Below are 20,675 nucleotides of genomic sequence, written 5' to 3' on the forward strand. Positions count from 1 at the left end.
TCAGGCAACTTCCTCCGGGAGGGCGGTCTGCTTGATCTGGTGCAAAGTCTCAACGATGACCTCGACGTCTGCGTCCGGGAAGAAGTAGTCGGGGCCGGTGGGTGCGTGGTCGGTGTAGGGCGACTCAAAGAGGCGTGCAGGTTCCATGACGCCGTTCCTGGTCAGTTCGTCGATGATGAGGGTCACGAATCGGACCTGATCGGCGGAGAACTTCGTGCCGTCCAGGTAGTTCTCGAATGCCTCGATGGCCGCGGTGCGGTCGAGGCCGACGAGTCCGCGGACGAAAATCCCCAGGCCGCCGGTCTGCTCGCTGGCCCAGGCGAGGTCGACCTGCTCGCCACCGGAAGCAACCAGCATCTGCTCCAACTGAGTGAGGTCGTTCGCGGTGAGCTGCTTGTTGCGGCGGAGGCGCTGGAGGGCGAGGTTGTCGAGGTGCTCGCGGAGGTACGCCTCGGCCTTGGCGCGGAAGCGCTCGAAGTTGGTGCCGGTGGTGACGCGGGGCAGCACCACCTCGACGCCGTCGCCGATCGTGTCCTCGAAGTCGGTGTAGATCGGGTTGCGTGCCGTCTTCTCGATGAACCGTGCGAGGCCTCGGATGCGGAGTCGTGCGAGCTCCAGCATCGGCAGCGTCACATCGATCCACCACTCGTCGCCGGCCACCGACTCCAGCAGCACGGCCTGCTCGGCGACGCTCGGGATCGTGGTCTTGCCGAGGAGCGCGCCGGCGATGTGCTGGACGGACTCGCGCAGCCTCTCAGCCCTCACCGCATCGCCGTCGAGCTGGGCAAGTTGCCGACGCAGGATGAGGAGGTCGAAGCGTTTGGCGTCCTCGTCGTCATCACGGACAGGTGACGGCAGTCCGGCGAGCGTGAGCAACGCCTCCAAGTCCTCGGGCACGATCTGGTTCCACGCGTCTGCGGACGTATACTTTTCTACCGTTCGGCGGTGCGGGCGGACGACGAAGTTCTCGAGGTTCATTCCGGCTACGACCTCGTGCAGTGTCGTCACGGTGGACGAGCGTAGATCGGGTTCGTTGTCGCCGAGTGCCGTGACAAGCCCGAGTCGCGCCTCGAAGAGGCGCTGGGAGAGGGACTTCTGGCTCTGCCCCTGGGATCCGGGGAGGTCTTGGCTGAAGTAGTCGAGGTTGCCGCAGAAGTCGAAGACCAGGAAGTCCTGCTTGTCCCTTCCGAGGTCGAAGAGGTCGGGGCACAATCGCGTGCCGCGCCCGATCATCTGCCAGAACTTCGACTTCGAGCGCACCATCTTGAAGAAGACGAGGTTGACGACCTCGGGTACGTCGATGCCCGCGTCGAGCATGTCGACGCTGATCGCGATGTGCGGCACCTTGTCCTTGATCGAGAAGTCGTCGATCAGCGACTGGGCGTACGGCGTGCCGTGGGTGATCACGCGGGCAAAGTGGCCGGCGAGTTCGGGATAGGCGAAGTTAAACCGCTTCTCGATGAACTCGGCGTGCTTCTGTGACTTGGCGAAGATGATCGTCTTGCCGAGCCGGTCGCCGCCAGCGACCTTGTAGCCCCGCACCATCAGGGTCTCGAGGACCTTATCGACGGTGTCCTCGTTGAACAGGAACCGGTTGATCTCCTCAGCACCGACCTCGTCGGGCGGACCGTCCTCGCCCCAGTCGAGGGCGTCCCACTGGTCCTTCTCCTCGTCGGTGAGGTCGTCGTACTTGATGCCGGAGCGCAGGAACTGGGTGCCGACGCTGATGCCCTTCGGGGGGACGAGGTAGCCGGAGTCGACTGCTTCGTCGAGGGAGTAGTTGTCGGTGGGGACACCGTCCTCGAGGTGGAACAGCCGGTATGTGTTGTGGTCGACCTCGTCCTTGGGCGTCGCGGTGAGGCCGATAAGTAGCGAGTCGAAGTAGTCGAAGATCGCGCCGTACTTGGCGTAGATGGACCGGTGCGCCTCGTCGATCACGATGAGGTCGAAGTAGCCCGGCCCGAAGCGACGGGCGCCGTCGTCGATTTCGTTGATGAGGTTCATCATCGTGGGGTACGTCGAGACGTAGACGCGCCCCTCGATCGCCTTTTCGGTCACGAGGTTCACCGTCGTCGAACCAGGCAGGTGTTGCTTGAACGCGTTGCCCGCCTGGTTGACCAGGGCGGTGCGGTCAGCGAGGAAAAGCACGCGCTTGACCCAGTTCGCCTTTTGCAACAGATCGACGAGCGCGATGGTGGTGCGGGTCTTGCCCGCGCCGGTTGCCATCACAAGGAGGGCCTCGCGCTGCTTGCGGTCGAATGCATCGCCCACGGCCTTGATGGCCCGCACCTGGTACGGACGCCCAGCGATGGCGGTGTTCGTCTGCGCGGACGACAACGGGAGCTTGGTCTGGCGGCGCTGGATGAGCAGCTCCAGCTCGTCGCGGGTGTAGAAGCCCTGGGTCTCGCGCGGCGGGTAACCGCCGGCGTCGTCCCAGATCCGGTGCTCGTAACCGTTGGTATAGAAGATCACGGGGCGACGGCCGAAGTGCTTCTCCAGGCAGTCGGCGTACAGCTTGGCCTGCTGCTGACCCACCTCCGGCGACTTAGCGGTGCGCTTGGCTTCCACCACCGCCAGCGGCAGACCATCCGCGCCCCAGAGGACGTAGTCGACGAAGCCGCGCCCCTCAGCGTTGGGCATCCCCGTAACGAGGTATTCGCGGTCGCGCTCCTCATCCAGCGTCCACCCGGCCTCGTGCAGCAAGACGTCGATGAACAGGTCCCGCGCGGCGGCCTCGTCGTAGTCGCGCGTGTCGGGCGCGGCTGCTGCCTGGGCAGCTGCGATCTGAGTCTTCAGCTCGGCGATCTCCGCCTCGTGAGCGGCCAACCGCTCGTCCTTCTCGGCGAGCTCGCGGGCGTGTGCCTCGTCCTGCTCCTTGAACTTCGCCGCGAGGCGAGCGACCTCCTCGCGTGTCAGCGGTGCGGCTTTGGCCGCGAGACCAGGGTCGAACTTAGCCTGGAGCGGCACCACTGTCGGCGCGGGCGAGTGGTGGTACGACGTCCACACGATGACGTTAAACAGCTCACGCAGCACGGCGAGCGACACGTCCGCGCGGATCTGCCGGTTCTCGTGCACCGCGGTGTTGGCGATGCGACGGATCGCGGTCAGCTTCTGCGTGATGCCCTGCGGCACCTTGGCCTTGAATGCAGCGTCGTTGATCTTCGCCGCGAGGTCGTCACGGTACGGAAGAGGCAGCGAGAGGACGTCGTACAGATAGCCGACGAGCTCCTCGACCACTCGGCGGCTGTAGAAGCACGCCGAGCGCGGGTCGGACGACAGGTACGACTCAGCCTTGGCGCAGTCGTCATGCAGCGACGGCAGCGCCTGACGGACGAAGTCGAAGTTCCCCATAAGCGTCGATCACTCGCCCTCGTCGATGTCGAAGTGGTCGGCCAGGCGTCCGAGGGTGAACTCCTGGCGGAGCTTGCAAGCGCTGTGCTGGTTGCCGAACATGCCCTTCTCCCAGAAAGCATCTCGTTCAGCCCGGGCGTCAAGCCAAGCCACCGGGACGACCCACTCCGCGTTGTCGTCGTCCTCCTCGCCCGGGTGGACGTAGGTGCCCTCCAAAGGTTGCTCCGCCAGATCCACCCACTCGCCGCCGGTGTAGACCAGCGCTTCGGAGAAGCGTCGTGGAGGACCGATGGTCCGGCCGACTCCGACGTAGCCAGTGCCCGGGATGTTCACCCAGATGCGTGCGCCTTCGGGCAGCGCCCGTATGGACTGGGTGTAGAAGCGCCCGCCACCCGCGGAGACGAAGCCGTGGCGGCGGGCGTCGTCCCAACGCCTGCCGAGGGAGCCGCCGAACGAGACGTACCAGTCCGTTCCGTTCCACGCGGCGCGCTTGCTGCTCTTGCTTCCCGTGATGCCCTGCGGGGTCTCGTCGTCCGATGCGGTCAGCCATGAGCGAGCCAGGTAGCGACGCCCGTCGTCCTCGAGATAGGAGAAGAAGACCGCATTAACGGGGACACCGAAGCCGCGAAGGTAGTCGACGATGCGCTCGGAGCTGGCGTCAAGCTCTGCGGCCACGATCGTGAGGCTGAGGTCGCCGTTCAGCTCGTCGGGCGGCGCGCTTCCGAAGACGTCCTCGAACGCGGCCTCGAACGGCTGGTCCAGGTGCTTGGTGGCGATGTCGATGACGTCGTCCCGCGACAGGGTCGAGGCCCAGGAGCCGTAGTCGAGCACCTGGGCGACGACCTCACGTGGAGTCTTGTCGCGCTTGAGTTCCAGAAGATTGAGGTTGCCTTCGGCGTCGATCGCCAGCAGGTCGAGACGTGGACCGTACGGCGTGATGACCTCACTGCCGATCACCAGCAGCCGCTCGCCGAGCAGCGATGGGTCGCGCTTGAGGAACCCGTGCAGGTCCTTCTCGGCAGGCAGGACCGAGGTGGTCAGTGGCTTTGGCTCGTCGCCGTCGATACGCCACATCCTCATCTCAACCGGCATCGGTCACAGCTCCCCTCGAAAAGCTCGAGCCTGAAGGGAGCCGATCAGCTCATCCTGGAGCTCGAGCATGCTCTCGACCACGGCCCGCTGTCTGGCAGCCAAGTCGAGAACCTTCGCGAGTCGACGCTGCTCTTGGGGCGCTGGAAACGGGATTCGAATGCCCTCGAGGACTCTTGAGTCAAGCTTCTTTGTTCCATGTCCGGCTGTACTCACCTGAGACAAGATGGTTCCATGCTGGGCGCGAAGCATGGCGGCAAGGAAGGTGGGGTCGACATCAATGCCCTCCCTCGGCAACAGAGCTTTTAGGTCCTGATTTATGGCCGCCTCAACGCCGAGGACAGCGATCGGGACGGTGTGCGCAAGGATCATCCCGCGGACGACCAGCACGACAGTGTTTTCGGGCAACTTTCTTAGAGGTGTTGAAGCGAAGACCGCCTCCGAGATGTGGTCGGCCGAGTCCGTCAGTCGTGGCTTCTTGACGTCCTTCGCACTAAACCATGGCACGTTACCGTTCCAAAAGGCTGCGTTTGCCTTTGACGGAGTCCCGCCGCTCGTGAATCTGACGATCTCGGAGAGAGCCACAGTATTCACGAGATCAACGCCTTCAGCTCCGCGTTGGTCGCGGCGAAACTCTGCTTCACGACGTCTAGGTCGGCGAGGATCTCCCGCGGGTCGCGATACTCACTGTGGACGTCGTTGATCCGCCGATAGGGGTAAAGCGAAAGATCGTAGTGCTGCTCAGCGATCTCAGCCTTCGCGACAAGAAACGACTGAGCGGAGCGACTTCGACCCTTTTCGGTTGTCGAGCGTGCCTCCCACCTGGTGAGCACGTCGGGCAGGTCGCTGTTCTCGGTCGGAGTGCGCTTGTCGTCGAGAGAGAAGCCGTCTGTTTTCAGGTCGTAGAACCAGACATCGTCAGTTCCGCCCGAATCAGTCCTGGTGAAAAAAAGGATCGCAGTTGAGGCGCTCGCGTACGGCTTGAAGACCCCCGAAGGCAGTTTGACAACAGCCTCAAGCTTCTGCTCCTCGACCAAGATCTGTCGCAGCTTCCTATGTGCCTTGGTTGAGTCGAACAAGACGCCATCTGGAACGATCACGGCAGCCCTTCCCCCCGGTCGCAGCAGTTTGATGCAAAGTGCGAGGAAGAGAAGTTCAGTCGCCTTCGTGGTCACAACGCGCTGCAAGTCCTTCGACGTCGATTCGAAGTCGAGTGATCCGGCGAATGGGGGGTTGGCGAGGATCAGGCTGTACTTGTCCGAGTCCTCTGAGGCTCCCTCGGAGAGCGAATCGCGGTAGCGGATGTCGGGAGACTCGATGCCGTGCAGAAGCATGTTCATGCTGCCGATACGGAGCATGGTCGAGTCGAAGTCGTAGCCGTGGAACATCGAGGCATGAAAGTGCTTGCGCTGCGTCTCGTCCAAGAGCACATCGGCGTGCGTGTCGCGGACGTACTCACTGGCGGCGACGAGGAAGCCAGCCGTGCCGCAGGCCGGGTCGCAGATCTCGTCAGTCGGCTGAGGTGCGGTCATCTTCACCATCAGGTTGATGATGTGGCGGGGGGTCCGGAACTGGCCGTTGGTACCGGCTGAAGCGATCTTGGACAGCATGTACTCATACAGGTCGCCGTTAGTGTCGCGATCTGCCATCGGGATCTTGTCAAGCATGTCGATGACCTTGGACAGCAGCGCCGAGGTTGGGATGGTGAAGCGAGCATCCTTCATGTGCTCGCTGTAGGTGGTGCCGTCGCCTAGCCCGCGAAGGAACGGAAAGACCTCCTCGGCGACCGTCCGGTGCATCACTTCGGGCGAGGTGTTCTTGAACTGGCTCCACCTCAGGTGTGTCTGTCCGGGCAAGAACACCGGGTTGTGGACGGCGCCGCCGGCCACGCGCGCCTTCTTCTCTTCCAGCGTCTGGATGTCGTCCAAGCGGCGAATGAAAAGCAGGTAAGTGAGCTGCTCGATGACCTCGAGCGGGTTGCTGATGCCCCCTGACCAGAAAGCGTCCCAGACGCGGTCGACCTTGCCCTTCAGTTCACCCGTGATCACGGGCGCCACCCTAGTAAGAGCCGGGCCGATGGACTTGGAGATGGGCGACCTCACGCTGCGTGATCCTCCGGGCAGCCCTTCCGGATGCCGGGCGCCGTGACCCAAGCTCGCGCCTACCGATGCGCCAGTCCCGCCCCTGCAGTGCTCCCGTCGAGTGCAGCTCGACACCGAGAGCTCTCTCCTCGATGCGCGCGATCCTTTCCCGCTCATTGCTCACGCGACCTGGCTCAACCACCTCCCGAGACGAGGGCCTGTGACGTCCTGTGACGAGTCCCGAAGTCCCCTATCGGAGCCACCGCGAGAAGCCTGTCCATCGCGCGGCACGCATGCTACGAAGTTCCGTAGGTCGGTCCGCCCGTGAGGGCGGGCCGAACGTCGTTCCGAGGCTAGTTGACGGGCAGTGACGGGTGGTGGGGCCGGGTGCATGGCGGGGTGAAGTTCTACCGCGGGTCCGCGGCCGCGGCCCGCTCCTACGTGGAAGCCGACCGCTCCCGCGCGGATGACTACTACTTGGCCGAGGGCACCGGGCTGGCCACCCGCTACGTCGCCACCAGCGGTCCGGACAACCCGGCGTCGGTCCTGGAGGCGGGGGCGTTGGACGGCCCGGCGTACGAGCGGTGGGTCGCCGGGTTCGACGTTGCGACCGGGGTCGCGAAGGGGCAGCTGCGGACCGACGAGCGGGGGCTGCGGTTCGTCGAGGTCGTCGTCAACGGACCGAAGACCTGGTCCCTGGCCGCGTCCCTCCACCCGGACGTCGCGGACGCCTACGACGCGGCGCAGGAGAAGGCGGCCCGGGAGGTCATCGGGTGGCTCGCCGCGCACGCCACCACGAGGGTCGGGCCGCGGGGCCGGCAGGTGCAGGTCCCGGTGGACCGGCTCGAGGCGGCCGTGGTGCGGCACTACACCTCGCGAGCGGGTGACCCGCACCGTCACCTGCACCTCCAGGTCAACGCGCGCGTCATGGCCGGCGGACAGTGGCGGGGGCTGCACTCGGTCGGGGTGGTGGACTCCATCCAAGCGGTCAACGGGATCGGGCACGCCGCCGTCGCCTGTGACCCCGAGTTCCGCCGCGCATTGGCGGCCCGCGGGTACCACCTCGACACGGGCACGGGTGAGGTAAATGAGCTGGTGCCGTACGCGGGCCGGTTCAGTGCCCGCGCCGCACAGATCGCCCGGAACATCGACCGGTACGAGGCCACCTGGCGGACCGAGCACCCCGGCAGCGAGCCCGACCAGCGGCTGCGCCGGACGTGGGACCGGCGGGCCTGGGCGCAGGCCCGCCCCCACAAGGTCACCCCCATCAGCGGCGCGGACCTGGCCGCCCGGTGGCGCGAGGAGCTGCACGACCTCGGCTTCACTCCACCCCGGCCCGACCCGGACCTCGGCGTCGGCCTGGTCGGCACGGCCGTCGGGCGAGTCAACCGGGACGCCGTCGCCGACCTCGTCCTGACCCGACTCGGCGCCCGCCGGTCGGCCTGGAACGCCGCCGACATCCGCGGCGAGACCGAACAGATCATCGCCGGCCTCGACGTCATCACCGAGCCGACCGTCCGGGGCGAGCTCGTCGAAGACCTCACCACGCGCGCCCGTGCGCGGTGTGTGCCGTTGCTGGACCGTGGTGAAGTCCCCGAGCACGTCCGCGCGTTGACCTCGCGGCGGGTCCTCGACGTCGAGACCGACCTCACCACCCGCCTCGCCGCCCGCGCCGACCGCCCCGCCACATCCGAACCGGTCGGCGCCCAGGCCAGAGGGCGAACCTTGGACCCGGCCCAGCGAGAGGCGGTGGGCGCGCTGGGCGGCACCGCACGGCTGGTCGTCGTCGAAGGCGCAGCCGGAGCCGGGAAGACCATGACTCTCGCCGCGGCCCGCGACCTCCTCGACGTTCAAGGGCACCGGCTCGTCGTGGTTACCCCGACGATGAAGGCCGCCCAGGTGGTGCAGGCCGAGACCGGCGCCGACGCGTTCTCCGCCGCCTGGCTGGCCCACCACCACGGCCACCGGTGGGACAGCGACGGACACCGCTGGCACGAACCGGCACCCGCCCACCCGCTGGCGCGGCTGCTGCCCGGTGACCTGCTCGTCGTCGACGAGGCCGGCATGCTCGACCAGGACACCGCCCAGGCTCTGCTGCACATCGCCGACACCGCCGGCGCCCGCCTCGCCCTCGTCGGCGACCCGCACCAGCTGCCCGCGGTCGGGCGCGGCGGCGTCCTGGACCACGCCACCCGCTGGGCCGCCCCCGACGCGCACGTCCTCCTCGAGGGCATCCACCGGTTCACCGACCCCGACTACGCCGCCCTCACCCTCCTGATGCGCACCGGCCAGGACCCCGCCCACGCGTTCGACGCCCTCCACGAGCGGGGGCAGGTCGTCCTGCACCCCACCGCCGTCGAACGTACCGCCGCCCTCGCCCGTGTTGATGGTCTCGTCATCGCCGACACCCGCGAGCAGGTCGCCGCCCTCAACGCCGCCATCCGCGACCACCACCGCACCCACGAGACATCGTCGACCGGGCCGGCTGTCACCACCCGCGCTGGAGAGACCCTCTCGGCCGGGGACCTCGTCGCCACCCGCCGCAACAACCCCGACCTACGCGTCGCCAACCGCGACCGCTGGACCATCACCGCCGTCCAGCACGACGGCTCCCTCACCGTCCACGGCCGCGGAGGCACCCGGCACCTCCCCGCCGACTACGTCCAGCACCACCTCGAGCTCGCCTACGCCACCACCGTCCACGGCGCACAGGGCGACACCGTCCCCGCCGCGCACTTCCTCCTCGACGAGACCACCGGCGCCGCCGCCGCGTACGTCGCCATGACCCGCGGCCGAGAGTCCAACACCGCCCACCTCGTCGCCGACACGCTCGAGGACGCCCGCGCCCAGTGGGTCACCACCTTCAGCCGCGACCGCGCCGACCTCGGACCCGCCCACGCCACCCACCTGGCCGCCGAGGACATAGAGCGCTACGGACCCCAACCCCGGCCCACCCAGCCGGAGGACAACGACATCCTCGCCCGTCGACGTTCCCCCGCACACGTCCCCTCGAGGTCCTCGTCCTCCGACCGATCGCCGCGGATCGGACGGTAACGATCCGGTCACAAGAATCGGCAAGAGGACCCTGTGGCATCGGTTCGCCGGCTTTGGGAGACAAGAGACCACAGTCGTCGACGCAGGAGCCCGCGCATGCAGCCCATCGAGGTCCCCACCCAGTGGGAGGACAGCGCCCTGCTCACCTTCGAGCAGTTCTGCACCCTCATCCACACCCCCCAACGCACCGTCCGCGACTGGCGCCGCCGCGGCGTCGGCCCCCGATGGTCCCGCTTCAACGGCACCGGACGCCTCTACACCACCGTCGCCGAAACCCGCCGCTGGCTCGGCATCCCTCGCTCATGACCATCGCCGCCCGTCGCTCATATGAGTCCCTCAGCCAGGCCGCCGTGCGCACCGGGATCAGCACCAAGACCCTCCGACGGCGCATCGCGGACGGGACTTTGACCGCCTACCGGTGTGGACGGCTCATCCGGCTGGACCCGGAGGACGTAGACCGGATCTTGGTCAAGGTCCCGAACGGGCGGTGACGGGCCCGCTAGTTGCCGCTCGGGTTCGACATCCGGGTGAGCGCCTCGGCGATCTGCCGGGCCTACCGATGACTGTCTGAAGGTCGTTGCCAGGGTGGGGGAATCGGATCTCGACCAGCAGGAGACCGCACCTGCGCCGCGGTCGAAGGGTCGGAGGTGACCGTCGTAGGGTTATGTCCACCGCGACAACGTCAGGAGGAAAATGGGAGCCAAGGTCCCGGACCGCAGCACCGAGCAGGCCGCACATGTAGAACTGCGATCAGCCTTGATCCTATCTGTGGCGGTTGCCGGAGCCATCTTTACCGTTGCGCCGTTCATCCTGTCGGCTTTCCTTACGTCGGCATTCGGTCAGTGGCAAGTGATTTCGTCAACGACCTTGACGAACGTGGGAACCACCCTGATGCTGGCGGCGGTGCTCTTCCTCCTGGAACGTAAATTCACAAAGTCTGTATCTGCCGCCGCCGAGAGCACCGCGCGGCTGGAAGTTCTTGAGCAAACTAGGGACCTACGTGAGGCTGCTGACGCACTAAGGCAGCGAGTCGACGTCATAGATGCAAAGCTGGCTGAACGACGCGATGCACGTCTGCGCCAGACGCAGTCCCTTGTGGAGTCGGCGCGCGCGGAAGCTTCGTTCGACGCGTTTGCGCAATTGCTCGAGAAGGCCAACGACCTCAATGCTTTGTGGCATGGCTCAGTCGTGGTCCCAGCGGGCGCTATGGGCTCACCGCGAGTGCGCGTTTTCTGGGGCGAACGGAGCCATGCGGTCCTCGTGCACAACATCTTTGACGAAGCCGAACCCGCCATTGAACTCTCTTACGTTGCTCCGGATGAGGAGCAGCAAGGCCCCTTTCGCCCGGCGCGTTCGCGATGGGTCGCCAGTCAGAGTCCAGCAGAGGCTTTGGACGCGCTCATCTTGGAGATGCAAAGCGCCGGCCACGGGCCGGCCTCTCGCGCGATCACTTCACAGATCTTCGAGCATGTCGCCATTGCCGTCGGAGAAGCGATATCTAGTCGAGCGAACGAGCCCAGTTCGTGGATGACCGGTCAACTGGAGGAATGGATCGGCGACGGGATGGCCGTTACGAGTAGCGGCCTCGAGGCTCGGCAAGGCGGTTTGCTCATTGCTGCAGAGGATTTTCCGGAGCAGGGACCGGTTGCGGGACCCGCCTCTCAGAAGAGGAAGCCGGTGCCGTTCTCTCCCCCCTGCCCGTCAGGGGTAGATCCGACCTCGTGGGCCATCGGAATTGATCGTTCTCGGCCGCATTTTGGTAGGCCTTGGGTGCGCTCGATCAGTGCATCAGAGCATGGTCCGAAGCCATACACGTCGCAAACAACGCCCCGGGGAGACCACCCATGATGCTCGACAGGGCTCGCACTCCAGAGTCCGACACGTCCGCTTGAACACCTCCACCTGCCGGGGGCAGCGCTTTAATGGGCGATGAGCAGCACTTTCATACACCGACCTTCGTCTGCGCTGCGGCGGGCCAATTTGGGCGTCCGGTGGCACTTGGTCTCGCCCGGAAGGTCCGGGGCCCATCTCTTCTGTAGGCCTTCCTGGGGGGAGGTGCCAGAGACGACCACGACTGCACGCCGCTCCCACGAGTCCCTCGCGCAGGCTGCCTGAGCACACCGGGATCAGCACGAAGACGCTTCGCCGGCCCATCGCTGCTGGAGCTTAGACCGCCTACCGGCGCGGGCGGCCCATCCGGCTAGCCCCCTCATCGACCGGATGATGGTCCGCGTCCCCAACGAGCTGTGACCGAACCGCTACTCGCCGTCCGGGTTGGACATCCGCGAGAGCGCGTCGGCGATCTGGCGGTCACGGCCCTGCGCCGCGTGCTGGTAGCGCAACGCGGCGTTGACGCTGCTGTGACCGAGGCGCTGCTGCAGCTCGGCCAGGGTGGCGCCCGCCATCGCGGCCATGGTGGCTCCGGTGTGACGGAGGTCGTGCAGCCGAAGGTCCGGGCGACCGGCCGCCTCACGAGCAGCCCGCCACGGCTTGTACAGAGTCGACGGCTGGAGACTCGACACCCCGTCTGCGCCGGGGAAGAGCAGCGCCTCCGCATCCACACCCGTGAAGGTGTCGAGGTGGTGAGCGATCGCGGGCAGGACGTGCGGAGGGACGGCGACCGTCCGCGTCCCCGCTGCGGACTTCGGGGTCCCGATGACCGGGCGGCCGCGGACCTGGGACACGGCCCGCTCCACCCGCACGGTTCCGGCCCGAAGGTCGAAGTCCCGTCGGCGGAGCTCCAGGAGCTCACCGGCTCGCAAGGCACACCACGCGCCGAGGAGGACCAGGGCGCGGTACCGCTCGGGCATCGCCTCGACGACGGCCTCTATCTCCTCGACCGATGCCGGTCGGACCTCGCGGGCCCGCGTCGTGTTCGACGCCCCGCGGATGCGGCACGGGTTGGTCGCGACCAGGTCGTCCGACAACGCGGTGTTGAAGATCGCCTTGAGCAGCGCATAGGACCGGGCGCGGACGGTCGGTGTGCTCGGGTCCATCGCGCCCCACCACGCGCGGACGTCAGCGGGAGTCACGGCGACCAGCGGCTGCTCACCGAAGTTCGGGAGGAGATACCGCGCCAGGAGGTGCTCGTAGCCCTCACGCGTCTTCGGCTTGATGCCTCGAGTGGCGACCCAAGAGGCCGAGTAGCCGGCGAAGGTCACGACCGATGGTTCGGGCGCCGGCGGCTCGGGGCGCTTCCACTCCCCCAGGATGATGCGTTGCCGTTCGAGGCCGAGCCATCCTTCGGCGTCACCCTTGGAGAGGAAGGTCATCGGGGCATTGAGCCGCCGCAGGTCGGGCGCCACGTAGCTCGCCTGCCACCGCCCCGAGGGCAACCTGCGGATGCGCCCGAAGCCTCGGCGGCCGCTACGCCCGGCCACGGCCCGACCCCCTCGTCAGCGGCGATCCGTGCCGCCCGCGTGCCATCTGCGTGCCATATCCCTGGCTCGTGCCGTCCACCCGTGACCACCTCTGTCCGCCCGCTCGAGAGCGTCTTGGGAGGCATTTTCCCAGGTGAGAGGGCATACGACAAGGCTGTGCGGTGGAGCTGGCGGGGGGACTCGAACCCCCAACCCCCTGTTTACAAGACAGGTGCGCTACCGGTTGCGCCACGCCAGCGGGCCGGTCGGTGACCGGCGGCCACACACTCTATCCGTCGGCCACCGCACCCCGAGGACCGTCAACCGGCGGGCGCAGCGTCGCTCGGCTCGGCCGGCGGTTCCGCACCCGCGGAGGCACCCGGAGGAGCAGCGGCCCGACGGACCGGCGGCGAACCGCGGAGCACTGACACGACGACACCCACCCCGGCCACCGCCGCCGTCCAGGCCAGCCCGAAGCGCAGCAGGGCCTCGTCCACGGACAGGTTGCCCCGGTACACGAGCAGCGCGGCGGGGGCGAACATCAGCACCCCGAACAGCGCCCCGAACCCGAAGCGCTCCGGGGAGTGCGCCGCCCGTCGGCCGCCGCGCGACACGTCAGCCCACCGCCTGGACCGGCGAGGCGCCGGCCGGCTCGACGTCGACGACGCCGGCCGTCGTCAGCCGCAGGTGGCCGCCGAGCTCCTGGTAGGCGAGCACCGCGAGCTGCGGCGCCGTCGACTCGACGAGCCGGCGCACCGGTCGGCGCAGCGGCTGCGCGCAGACGAGCACCGGCTGCACACCGGTCTCCTCGACCGAGCGCGACACCCGTGCCGCCTCGGTGACGACGCGCTCCACGAGGAACGGGTCGAGGGCCAGCTGCACCCCCGACTCGGACGGCCGCAGGGCCTCGAGCAGTCGCTGCTCGAGCCGCGGCTCGAAGGTCAGGACGTGCAGGTCCCCACCGGCGGCGTGCGACGCCGCGATCGCCGGGCCGAGCGCGAGCCGGGCCGCCTCGACGAGGCCGTCGGCGTCGGTGGACACCCTGGCGCGCAACGAGATCGCCTCGAAGATGCGCACGAGGTCGCGGATGGCGACGCCCTCGGCGAGCAGCCCCTTGAGGCAGCGCTGCACCTCCCCGAGCGACAGCGGCGAGGGCGTCAGCTCGTCGACGACCTGGGGGTGGGTGGCGCGCACCGCGTCGACGAGGAGCTTGACGTCCTCGCGACCCAGCAGGTCGGCGGCGTGCCGCCGCACGGTCTCCGCGAGGTGCGTCGTGATGACCGACGACCGGTCGACGACCGTGCCGTCGAGGGCCTCGGCCCGACCGCGCAGGTGCGCGGCGACCCACTTGGCCTCGAGGCCGAAGACCGGCTCGCGCGTCGGCGTGCCGTCGAGGTGGTGCACGGCGTCGCCGATGACGAGCACGTGCCCGGCCGGCGCCTCGCCGCGGGCGACCTCGACCCCGTGGACCCGGATCGCGTAGGTGTGCGACGGCAGGTCGAGGTTGTCTCGGGTGCGCACGAGCGGGATGACGATGCCGAGCTCCATCGCGAGCTTGCGGCGCAGCGCCTTGACCCGGCCGAGCAGGTCGCCGCCGTTGTCGGCGTCGACGAGCCCGATGAGGTCGAAGGCCAGCTCGAGCTCGAGCGGCTCGACGCGGATGTCCTGCGCGAGCACCTCGGGGCTGTCCGGCGACGGCTCGTCCCGGCGCGCCTCGGCGGCCTCCTGGGCCTTGCGCGCGGCCTCGCGCTCCTCGAGCTTGGGCATCGAGCGGGCGAGCACGAGCGCGCCGCCGCCGACGAGGAGGAACGGCAGCTTCGGCAGCGACGGCACGAGCGCGAGCCCCATGATGACGACGCCGGCCAGCTGGATGGCGCCGCGCTGGGCCCCGAACTGGTGGAGGATGTCCCCGCCCATGTCCCGGTCGGTCGCGGCGCGGGTGACGATGATGCCCGTCGACATCGAGAGCAGCAGGGCCGGGATCTGCGAGACGAGGCCGTCGCCGACCGACAGCAGGCTGTACGTGGCGACCGCGTCGCCGACCGCCTGGCCGTTCTGCACGACGCCGATGACCAGACCGCCGATGAGGTTGACGAGCGTGATGACGATGGCGGCGATCGCGTCGCCCTTGACGAACTTCGACGCACCGTCCATCGCGCCGTAGAAGTCTGCCTCGGCGGCGACGTCGGCCCGGCGCTGACGGGCCTGCGCCTCGTCGATGAGGCCGGAGTTGAGGTCGGCGTCGATGGCCATCTGCTTGCCGGGCATCGCGTCGAGGGTGAACCGCGCGGCGACCTCGGCCACGCGCCCCGCACCGTTGGTGATGACGACGAACTGGATGACGACGAGGATGAGGAAGATGACGAGCCCGACGACGATCGAGCTGCCGACGACGACGTGACCGAAGGCTTCGATCACCTTGCCCGCGAACCCGTCGACGAGGACGAGGCGGGTCGCGCTGACGTTGAGCGCCAGCCGGAACAGCGTGGCGACGAGCAGCAGCGACGGGAAGACCGCGAAGTCGAGCGGCCGGGTGACCCGCAGCGCGACGAGCAGGACGAGCACGGCGAGCGTGAGGTTGAGCGCCAGGAGCAGGTCGAGGACCATGCTCGGCACCGGCACGACCATGAGGACGACGACGGCGACGACGGCCGCGGGGATGCCGATCTGGCTCATCCGCACCGACCGGGCGGTCTTCATCGCACCTCGCCGAGGTCGGGGGCAGGGGTCGTGGCAGTCATCTCGGGTCCCTCATCGGCAGCGCCGCCCCGGACCTGAGGCATCCGGGACTCAGACGGCCACACCGACGCGCTCCCGACCCGCGGCCGGGTTGCGGTGCACCCCGCCGACCACCCCGCGCCGCCTGAGCCCGAGGACGAAGACGAACACCCCGGCGACGGCGTCGAACAGCTCCGAGGGGATCTCGTCGCCGATGTCGCAGAGCCGGAAGACGGTGCGCGCCAAGGGAACGTCCTCGACCATCGGCAGCCGCAGCTCGGCCGCCTCCTCGCGGATGCGGGCCGCCGCGGCTCCGGCCCCGCGGGCCACGACCCGTGGTGCCCCGAGCCCCGGCTCGTACTTCAGCGCGACGGCGACGTGCGTCGGGTTGACGAGGACGACGTCGGCCGAGGAGAGGTCGGCGAGCATCCGGTTGCGGCTCATCGCCCGCTGCTTGCCGCGGATCATCCCCTTGAGGAACGGGTCGCCGTCGGTCTGCTTGTGCTCGCGCTTCACCTCGTCCGGCGACATCTTCAGCGAGGTCCCGATCCGCCGGCGCTCGGCGGCGTAGTCGGCCGCCGCGAGGACGAGCCCGACGCCGGCAACCACCCGCAGGACGTGCGTCGCCGCCCCGACGGCCGCGGCCGCCGCGGCCCCGAGCGACCACGACCCCGAGCTCGTCATGAGGACGGCGGCGTCGCGCAGCTGGGTGTAGCCGATCCACCCGAAGACGACGAACTTGAGCATCGTCTTGGCGAAGGTCCACGCCGAGTGCGCCGACACGAGCTGCTTGAGCCCCTTGCCGGGGTTGAGCACCGAGAACCGGGGCTTGAACTTGCCGGGGTACACCCGCAGGCCGCCCTGCGCCGCGTTGCTCACGAGCGCCGCGGCGACCATGACGCCGAAGAACGGCGCGAGGAGCCAGAGCGCGTCGACGCCGGCCTGCCGCATCACCGTGATGCCGCGCTCCGGCCGCGGGTCGAGGACGACCTCGCGCACCCCCTGGAGCAGGTCGGCCACCAGCTCGCCGAGCCCGTGCACCAGCCGGGGCAAAAGGATCGAGGCGAGCAGCACCGCCGTCCAGGCGCTCAGCTCGACGGTCCGCGGTACCTGGCCGTCGCGGCGGGCCTTCTTGAGCCGCTGGGGTGTCGGCTTCTCGGTCTTCGACGCCTTGTCGCTCACCGCCGCCTCACCCCGCCGCGCCCATCATCCGGGCCACCGACGTCATGTCCCGGCCGGCCTGGTCGAGGATGCCGCTCACGACGCCGGGGAGCATCGCGAAGGCGATCCCCGCGAAGCTGATCGCGAGGATGATCTTCACCGGGAAGCTGATCGCGAAGATGTTGAGCGTCGGCACGGCCCGCGACACCAGCCCCAGCGCGACCTCCGAGAGGAAGAGCACGACGAGCACCGGCGCCGCCACCTGCAGCGCACCGCCGAGGAAGGTGCCGACCTCCTCGGTGACGAGCCGGGTGAGGTCGCCGAGGGCCATCGGGTGCAGCGGCACGACACCGAAGGTCGAGACCAGGCCGCGGACGAGGAACAGGTGGCCCCCCGACGCGAACAGCAGCGTGACGGCCAGCAGCTGCTGGATGCGTCCGAACATGCTCGACGAGACGTTGGAGAGCGGGTCGTACAGGCTGGCGAGGGTGAAGCCGCTCGCGAGGTCGAGCAGCTCGCCGGCGGCCTGCACCACGGCGAAGGCCGCGAGGACGACGAAGCCCATGACCGCCCCGACCGCCGCCTGGTACAGCGTGGCGCCGGCGAGCGGCAGCAGCTCGAGGGCCGGGGTGGCCTGCCCGCGCAGGGCGGGCATGACGGCCAGGGCCAGGGCCAGCGCGAGCCCCGCCTTGACGCGGACCGGCACGGCCTTGCTGCTGAACGGCGGCGCGAGGAGGAAGAACGCCGAGAGCCGCACCGTCGCGAGGAGCATCGTGACGAAGGTGTCCGCGGCGAGCGTGACGGTCATCAGGCGAGCAGCTGCGGCAGCATCGCGAACATGCTGCGGGTGAAGGCCACCGCCTCGGCGAGCATCCAGTGCCCCGCGACGACGAGCACGACGGCGACGCCGAGCAGCTTGGGCACGAAGCTCAGCGTCACCTCCTGCACCTGGGTCACGGCCTGGAACAGCGAGATGACGAACCCGATGGCCAGGGCGGTGAGCAGCACCGGCAGGGCGAGCTTGGCGCTGACGATCATCGCCTGCACCCCGATGTGCACGATGTCGGCGTCGGTCATCGCGTCCCCCTCACCGGTAGCTCTGGACGAGGGCGGTGACGATGAGGCCCCAGCCGTCGACCATGACGAAGAGCAGGAGCTTGAAGGGCAGCGAGATGAGCGCCGGCGGCAGCATCATCATGCCCATCGACATGAGCACCGAGCTGACGACGACGTCGATGACGAGGAACGGCACGAAGACGACGAACCCGATGATGAACGCCGACTTCAGCTCCGAGAGGACGAAGGCCGGCACGAGGGTCGTCAGCGGCACGTCGTCGATGGACGCCGGCTTCTCCTCGCCGCTCAGCTTGACCATCGTCGCGAGCTCGGAGGGTCGGGTCTGCTCGCCCATGAAGTCGCGCAGCGGCTCGACGGTGCGCTCGATGGCCTGCGACTGGGTGATCTCGCCCTTGAGGTAGGGCTTGACGCCCTGGTCGTTCATCTGCGACAGCACCGGCGCCATGATGAACATGCTGAGGAACAGGGCCAGGCCGACGAGCACCTGGTTCGGCGGGATCGTGGTGGTGCCCAACGCGTTCCGCGTCAGCGACAGCACGACGATGACCTTGGTGAACGCCGTCGTGAGGATGAGCAGCGCCGGGGCGAGGGAGAGCACCGTGAGCAGGACGATGATCGTCACGGTCTGGCTCGGGGCCGCGGCGGCGGGGTCGATGTTCACCGACACGGTGCCCGGCGTGGCCGACGGGCTCGGGGTCGGCGAGGGGGCCGCGGAGGCGAGCGAGGCGCCCGGGCCCACGGTGAGGAGGAGGACCGCGGCGAGCAGCGCGAGGTGGCGCAGCCGGCGGACCAGCGCGGCGGGACTAGGCACGGCCGCCCTTGATCGCCCCGACGACGAGGGTCGCCGCGTTCCACGGCCACCCGGTCGGTGCTGAGGCGACGTGCGTGCCGGGGGCGTGGGGCGACGGGTGGGCCGGCAGGCGCAGCCGCGACGGGTGCGAGCGCTCCATCGCCCGGCGCTCGGCGCGGGTGGCCGGCACGAGGGTGAGCGGCGCCGGCGACTCGGCGGCCGCCGTGCGCGCGGCGAGGACCGCGGCGAAGTCGCGCTCGGGCGCGGCCGGGTGGTCGTCGTCATCGGCCGTGGCGGGCGCCGCGGCCGGCGCCGGCACGGGGTCGAGCTCGCGCAGGACCGACACCTGCTGGTCGGTGACGCCGAGGACGAGGACCTGCTCGCCGACCCGGACGACGTGGAGGGCGGACCCGCGGCTCAGGGCGCGACGCGACAGCAGCTCGACCTCGACCCCGGTGCGACCGCCGACCGTGCCACCGACCCCGCGCTTGCGCGCCCAGCGGGCGAGCATGACGAGGAGGGTGAGGACGACGCCGAGGGAGACGAGCAGCCTCAGCACCGCGAGCACCGTGGATCCGTCCATCAGGCGCCGAGCCCCACGGCGGGGTCGGAGCTGACGACCTCGGTGATCCGCACGGCGTACTCGTCGTCGACGACGACGACCTCGCCGCGCGCCATGAGCGTGCCGTTGACCAGCACGTCGACGGGGCTGCCGGCCGGGCGGTCGAGCTCGACGACGGCGCCGGGCGCCAGGCCGAGCACCTCGCGCACGGTCATCCGGCTGCGGCCCAGCTCGACGCTGATGCCGAGCTCGACCTCGCGGAGCAGCTGGAGGCGGCGCGGGTCGATGGCCGCCGGGGCCCCGCCGGCGGAGGGGGTGGCCGTCGGGGTGCCGGCCACCGGCGTGCCCGTCGGCGTGGCCACCGGTGCGGCTGGTGCGGGCTCGACCGGCGCGACGGGCGACGCGGCGAACTCGCTCTCGACGGCGAACGGGTCCTGGGGGGCGTCGGGGAAGGTCATGGGGGGTCCTTGCGTCGGGGTCGGGCGGGTCAGGGGACGATCTGGACGGCGAGGCGCCGGCCGTGGCTACCGGGAGTGGCGCGGGCGACGCGGACGCCGCCGGTCGAGACGAGCAGCGGGTCGTGGACGCGGTGGCGCAGGGGCACGAGGTCGCCGGCGGTCAGCGCGAAGACCTCGCCCGAGGTGAGCGTGACCTCGCGGAACGCGACGCGGACGTCGACCTCGACCTGGCCGAGCCGGTCGGTGACGACGCGGCGGGTGTGGGCGGCCCGCTCCCCCGCCGCGGCGTCCTCGTCCTCGGCGACCCGGTCGAGGGTGGTCAGCAGCGGGGTGAGGGTGCTCAGCGTGAGGCAGACCGACAGCGGGACGGCCCGCTCGAAGACGGTGACCTCGACGTCGATGGTGACGACCGGGTCGGTCGCCCGCGCGATCTGGTGGAAGCGGGTCGTCGTCTCGAGGCCGGTCTGGGCCACGGGCAGGTCGCCGATGACGGTGAAGGCGAACGGCAGCTCGGCGGCGAGCTGGCCGACGAGCTGCTCGGCGAGCGCGACCTCGATCTCGGTGAGGGGGCGCTCGGGCTGCTCCCCCGTGCCCGCGCCGCCGAGCAGCCGGTCGAGGAAGCCCATCGCGTCACCGAGGGCGAGCTGGAGGTGACCACCGCCCGGGAGGCCCTCGACGGACAGGGCACCGAGGACGCTCGGGCGCGCGAGAGCGTCGAGGTACTCGCCGTACGTGCGCTGGCCGAGGCCGGCCACCCGGGCGGTGACGATCGTGCGGAGTCCGGTCGAGAGCACGGTCGAGACCCGTCGTGCATAGGTCTCGGCGACGACCTGCAGCGCCTGCTCCCGCTGACGGGAGAGGCGGTCCGGGCTGCGGAAGTCGTACGCGGCGGGCTCCACACTCACGGCCTCCCCATCGGCACCACCCACGGGGACTGAAGGCACCGGGGCGCGTGGCCCGAGGGTCCGGCCGTTC

The 20,675-nt window shown here is 69.2% G+C and carries 18 protein-coding genes and 1 tRNA gene; 4 read left to right on the forward strand and 15 right to left on the reverse strand.

Translation table 11 applies throughout. The annotated features are described in order from the left end of the window. From JQN70_RS13625 to JQN70_RS13640, 4 genes are read right to left on the reverse strand one after another with little or no spacing between them, the layout of a single operon-like run. Window positions 1–3,351 carry a DEAD/DEAH box helicase family protein gene (locus JQN70_RS13625; RefSeq protein ID WP_204131905.1) on the reverse strand — a complete coding sequence of 1,117 codons (3,351 nt, stop codon included), beginning with the start codon at window positions 3,349–3,351 and terminating at the stop codon, window positions 1–3. 9 nt (window positions 3,352–3,360) lie between these two features. Next, complete coding sequence (locus tag JQN70_RS13630; protein ID WP_239111590.1) at window positions 3,361–4,425, reverse strand: DUF8606 domain-containing protein; 1,065 nt, start codon at window positions 4,423–4,425, stop codon at window positions 3,361–3,363. A gap of 21 nt (window positions 4,426–4,446) precedes the next feature. Continuing rightward, window positions 4,447–5,025 (reverse strand): restriction endonuclease subunit S, encoded by a 579-nt coding sequence (locus JQN70_RS13635; RefSeq protein ID WP_204131907.1) that lies wholly within the window; start codon window positions 5,023–5,025, stop codon window positions 4,447–4,449. 5 nt (window positions 5,026–5,030) lie between these two features. Further along, window positions 5,031–6,488, reverse strand: a complete 1,458-nt coding sequence (locus JQN70_RS13640) for a type I restriction-modification system subunit M (RefSeq protein ID WP_204131908.1) — start codon at window positions 6,486–6,488, stop codon at window positions 5,031–5,033. Window positions 6,489–6,920: 432 nt separating this feature from the next. Between JQN70_RS13640 and mobF the strand changes: the two genes are divergently transcribed. The 4 genes from mobF (at window position 6,921) to JQN70_RS13660 (ending at window position 11,423) form a co-directional block, all read left to right on the forward strand. Further along, window positions 6,921–9,575 carry a MobF family relaxase gene (gene mobF / locus JQN70_RS13645; protein WP_204131909.1) on the forward strand — a complete coding sequence of 885 codons (2,655 nt, stop codon included), beginning with the start codon at window positions 6,921–6,923 and terminating at the stop codon, window positions 9,573–9,575. A gap of 96 nt (window positions 9,576–9,671) precedes the next feature. Continuing rightward, the gene (locus JQN70_RS13650; protein ID WP_204131910.1) at window positions 9,672–9,881 is read left to right on the forward strand and encodes a hypothetical protein; all 210 of its coding nucleotides are present in this window, start codon (window positions 9,672–9,674) and stop codon (window positions 9,879–9,881) included. Then, the gene (locus JQN70_RS13655; protein ID WP_204131911.1) at window positions 9,878–10,066 is read left to right on the forward strand and encodes an excisionase family DNA-binding protein; all 189 of its coding nucleotides are present in this window, start codon (window positions 9,878–9,880) and stop codon (window positions 10,064–10,066) included. Before JQN70_RS13650 ends, JQN70_RS13655 begins: the two co-directional genes overlap by 4 nt. 202 nt (window positions 10,067–10,268) lie before the next feature. After that, on the forward strand, window positions 10,269–11,423 hold the full coding sequence (locus JQN70_RS13660) for a hypothetical protein (protein WP_204131912.1): 1,155 nt from the start codon (window positions 10,269–10,271) through the stop codon (window positions 11,421–11,423). Window positions 11,424–11,833: 410 nt separating this feature from the next. Here the strand turns inward: JQN70_RS13660 and JQN70_RS13665 are convergent, their stop codons facing one another. The 11 genes from JQN70_RS13665 to JQN70_RS21015 form a co-directional block, all read right to left on the reverse strand. Next, the gene (locus JQN70_RS13665) at window positions 11,834–12,955 is read right to left on the reverse strand and encodes a site-specific integrase (protein ID WP_204131913.1); all 1,122 of its coding nucleotides are present in this window, start codon (window positions 12,953–12,955) and stop codon (window positions 11,834–11,836) included. A gap of 162 nt (window positions 12,956–13,117) precedes the next feature. Beyond that, window positions 13,118–13,193: transfer RNA gene (locus JQN70_RS13670), tRNA-Thr, on the reverse strand. A 61-nt stretch (window positions 13,194–13,254) separates the two neighbouring features. Next, on the reverse strand, window positions 13,255–13,548 hold the full coding sequence (locus JQN70_RS13675) for a hypothetical protein (protein ID WP_204131914.1): 294 nt from the start codon (window positions 13,546–13,548) through the stop codon (window positions 13,255–13,257). A gap of 1 nt (window position 13,549) precedes the next feature. After that, window positions 13,550–15,634, reverse strand: coding sequence for a flagellar biosynthesis protein FlhA (flhA, locus tag JQN70_RS13680; protein ID WP_204131915.1), 2,085 nt, complete (start codon window positions 15,632–15,634; stop codon window positions 13,550–13,552). A 90-nt stretch (window positions 15,635–15,724) separates the two neighbouring features. Next, window positions 15,725–16,834 (reverse strand): EscU/YscU/HrcU family type III secretion system export apparatus switch protein, encoded by a 1,110-nt coding sequence (locus JQN70_RS13685; RefSeq protein WP_204131916.1) that lies wholly within the window; start codon window positions 16,832–16,834, stop codon window positions 15,725–15,727. Window positions 16,835–16,841: 7 nt separating this feature from the next. Then, complete coding sequence (locus JQN70_RS13690; protein WP_204131917.1) at window positions 16,842–17,621, reverse strand: flagellar biosynthetic protein FliR; 780 nt, start codon at window positions 17,619–17,621, stop codon at window positions 16,842–16,844. Beyond that, the gene (locus JQN70_RS13695) at window positions 17,621–17,890 is read right to left on the reverse strand and encodes a flagellar biosynthetic protein FliQ (protein ID WP_204131918.1); all 270 of its coding nucleotides are present in this window, start codon (window positions 17,888–17,890) and stop codon (window positions 17,621–17,623) included. The genes JQN70_RS13690 and JQN70_RS13695 overlap by 1 nt, the downstream gene beginning before the upstream one ends. Window positions 17,891–17,900: 10 nt before the next feature. Then, the gene (gene fliP, locus JQN70_RS13700; RefSeq protein ID WP_307835986.1) at window positions 17,901–18,701 is read right to left on the reverse strand and encodes a flagellar type III secretion system pore protein FliP; all 801 of its coding nucleotides are present in this window, start codon (window positions 18,699–18,701) and stop codon (window positions 17,901–17,903) included. Further along, window positions 18,694–19,263: a flagellar biosynthetic protein FliO gene (locus tag JQN70_RS20210; RefSeq protein WP_239111591.1), complete on the reverse strand. Its 570-nt coding sequence runs from the start codon at window positions 19,261–19,263 to the stop codon at window positions 18,694–18,696. The genes fliP and JQN70_RS20210 overlap by 8 nt, the downstream gene beginning before the upstream one ends. Continuing rightward, window positions 19,263–19,700, reverse strand: coding sequence for a flagellar motor switch protein FliN (gene fliN / locus JQN70_RS13705; RefSeq protein ID WP_204131920.1), 438 nt, complete (start codon window positions 19,698–19,700; stop codon window positions 19,263–19,265). The genes JQN70_RS20210 and fliN overlap by 1 nt, the downstream gene beginning before the upstream one ends. Window positions 19,701–19,729: 29 nt before the next feature. Next, the gene (locus JQN70_RS21015; RefSeq protein WP_204131921.1) at window positions 19,730–20,605 is read right to left on the reverse strand and encodes a flagellar motor switch protein FliM; all 876 of its coding nucleotides are present in this window, start codon (window positions 20,603–20,605) and stop codon (window positions 19,730–19,732) included. Window positions 20,606–20,675 lie beyond the last annotated feature (70 nt).

It is taken from the genome of Phycicoccus sonneratiae, from assembly GCF_016887965.1.
Taxonomy (GTDB): Bacteria; Actinomycetota; Actinomycetes; order Actinomycetales; family Dermatophilaceae; genus Phycicoccus; species Phycicoccus sonneratiae.

What these genes read in the sequence shown, in the direction of transcription:
- JQN70_RS13650 (WP_204131910.1), top strand. Translation starts at nt 9,672, where the DNA reads ATGCAGCCCATCGAGGTCCCCACCCAGTGGGAGGACAGCGCCCTGCTC.
- JQN70_RS20210 (WP_239111591.1), bottom strand. Translation starts at nt 19,263, where the DNA reads ATGGACGGATCCACGGTGCTCGCGGTGCTGAGGCTGCTCGTCTCCCTC.
- JQN70_RS13625 (WP_204131905.1), bottom strand. Translation starts at nt 3,351, where the DNA reads ATGGGGAACTTCGACTTCGTCCGTCAGGCGCTGCCGTCGCTGCATGAC.
- JQN70_RS13690 (WP_204131917.1), bottom strand. Translation starts at nt 17,621, where the DNA reads ATGACCGTCACGCTCGCCGCGGACACCTTCGTCACGATGCTCCTCGCG.
- fliN (WP_204131920.1), bottom strand. Translation starts at nt 19,700, where the DNA reads ATGACCTTCCCCGACGCCCCCCAGGACCCGTTCGCCGTCGAGAGCGAG.
- JQN70_RS13660 (WP_204131912.1), top strand. Translation starts at nt 10,269, where the DNA reads ATGGGAGCCAAGGTCCCGGACCGCAGCACCGAGCAGGCCGCACATGTA.
- flhA (WP_204131915.1), bottom strand. Translation starts at nt 15,634, where the DNA reads ATGAAGACCGCCCGGTCGGTGCGGATGAGCCAGATCGGCATCCCCGCG.
- JQN70_RS13630 (WP_239111590.1), bottom strand. Translation starts at nt 4,425, where the DNA reads ATGTGGCGTATCGACGGCGACGAGCCAAAGCCACTGACCACCTCGGTC.
- JQN70_RS13695 (WP_204131918.1), bottom strand. Translation starts at nt 17,890, where the DNA reads ATGACCGACGCCGACATCGTGCACATCGGGGTGCAGGCGATGATCGTC.
- JQN70_RS13655 (WP_204131911.1), top strand. Translation starts at nt 9,878, where the DNA reads ATGACCATCGCCGCCCGTCGCTCATATGAGTCCCTCAGCCAGGCCGCC.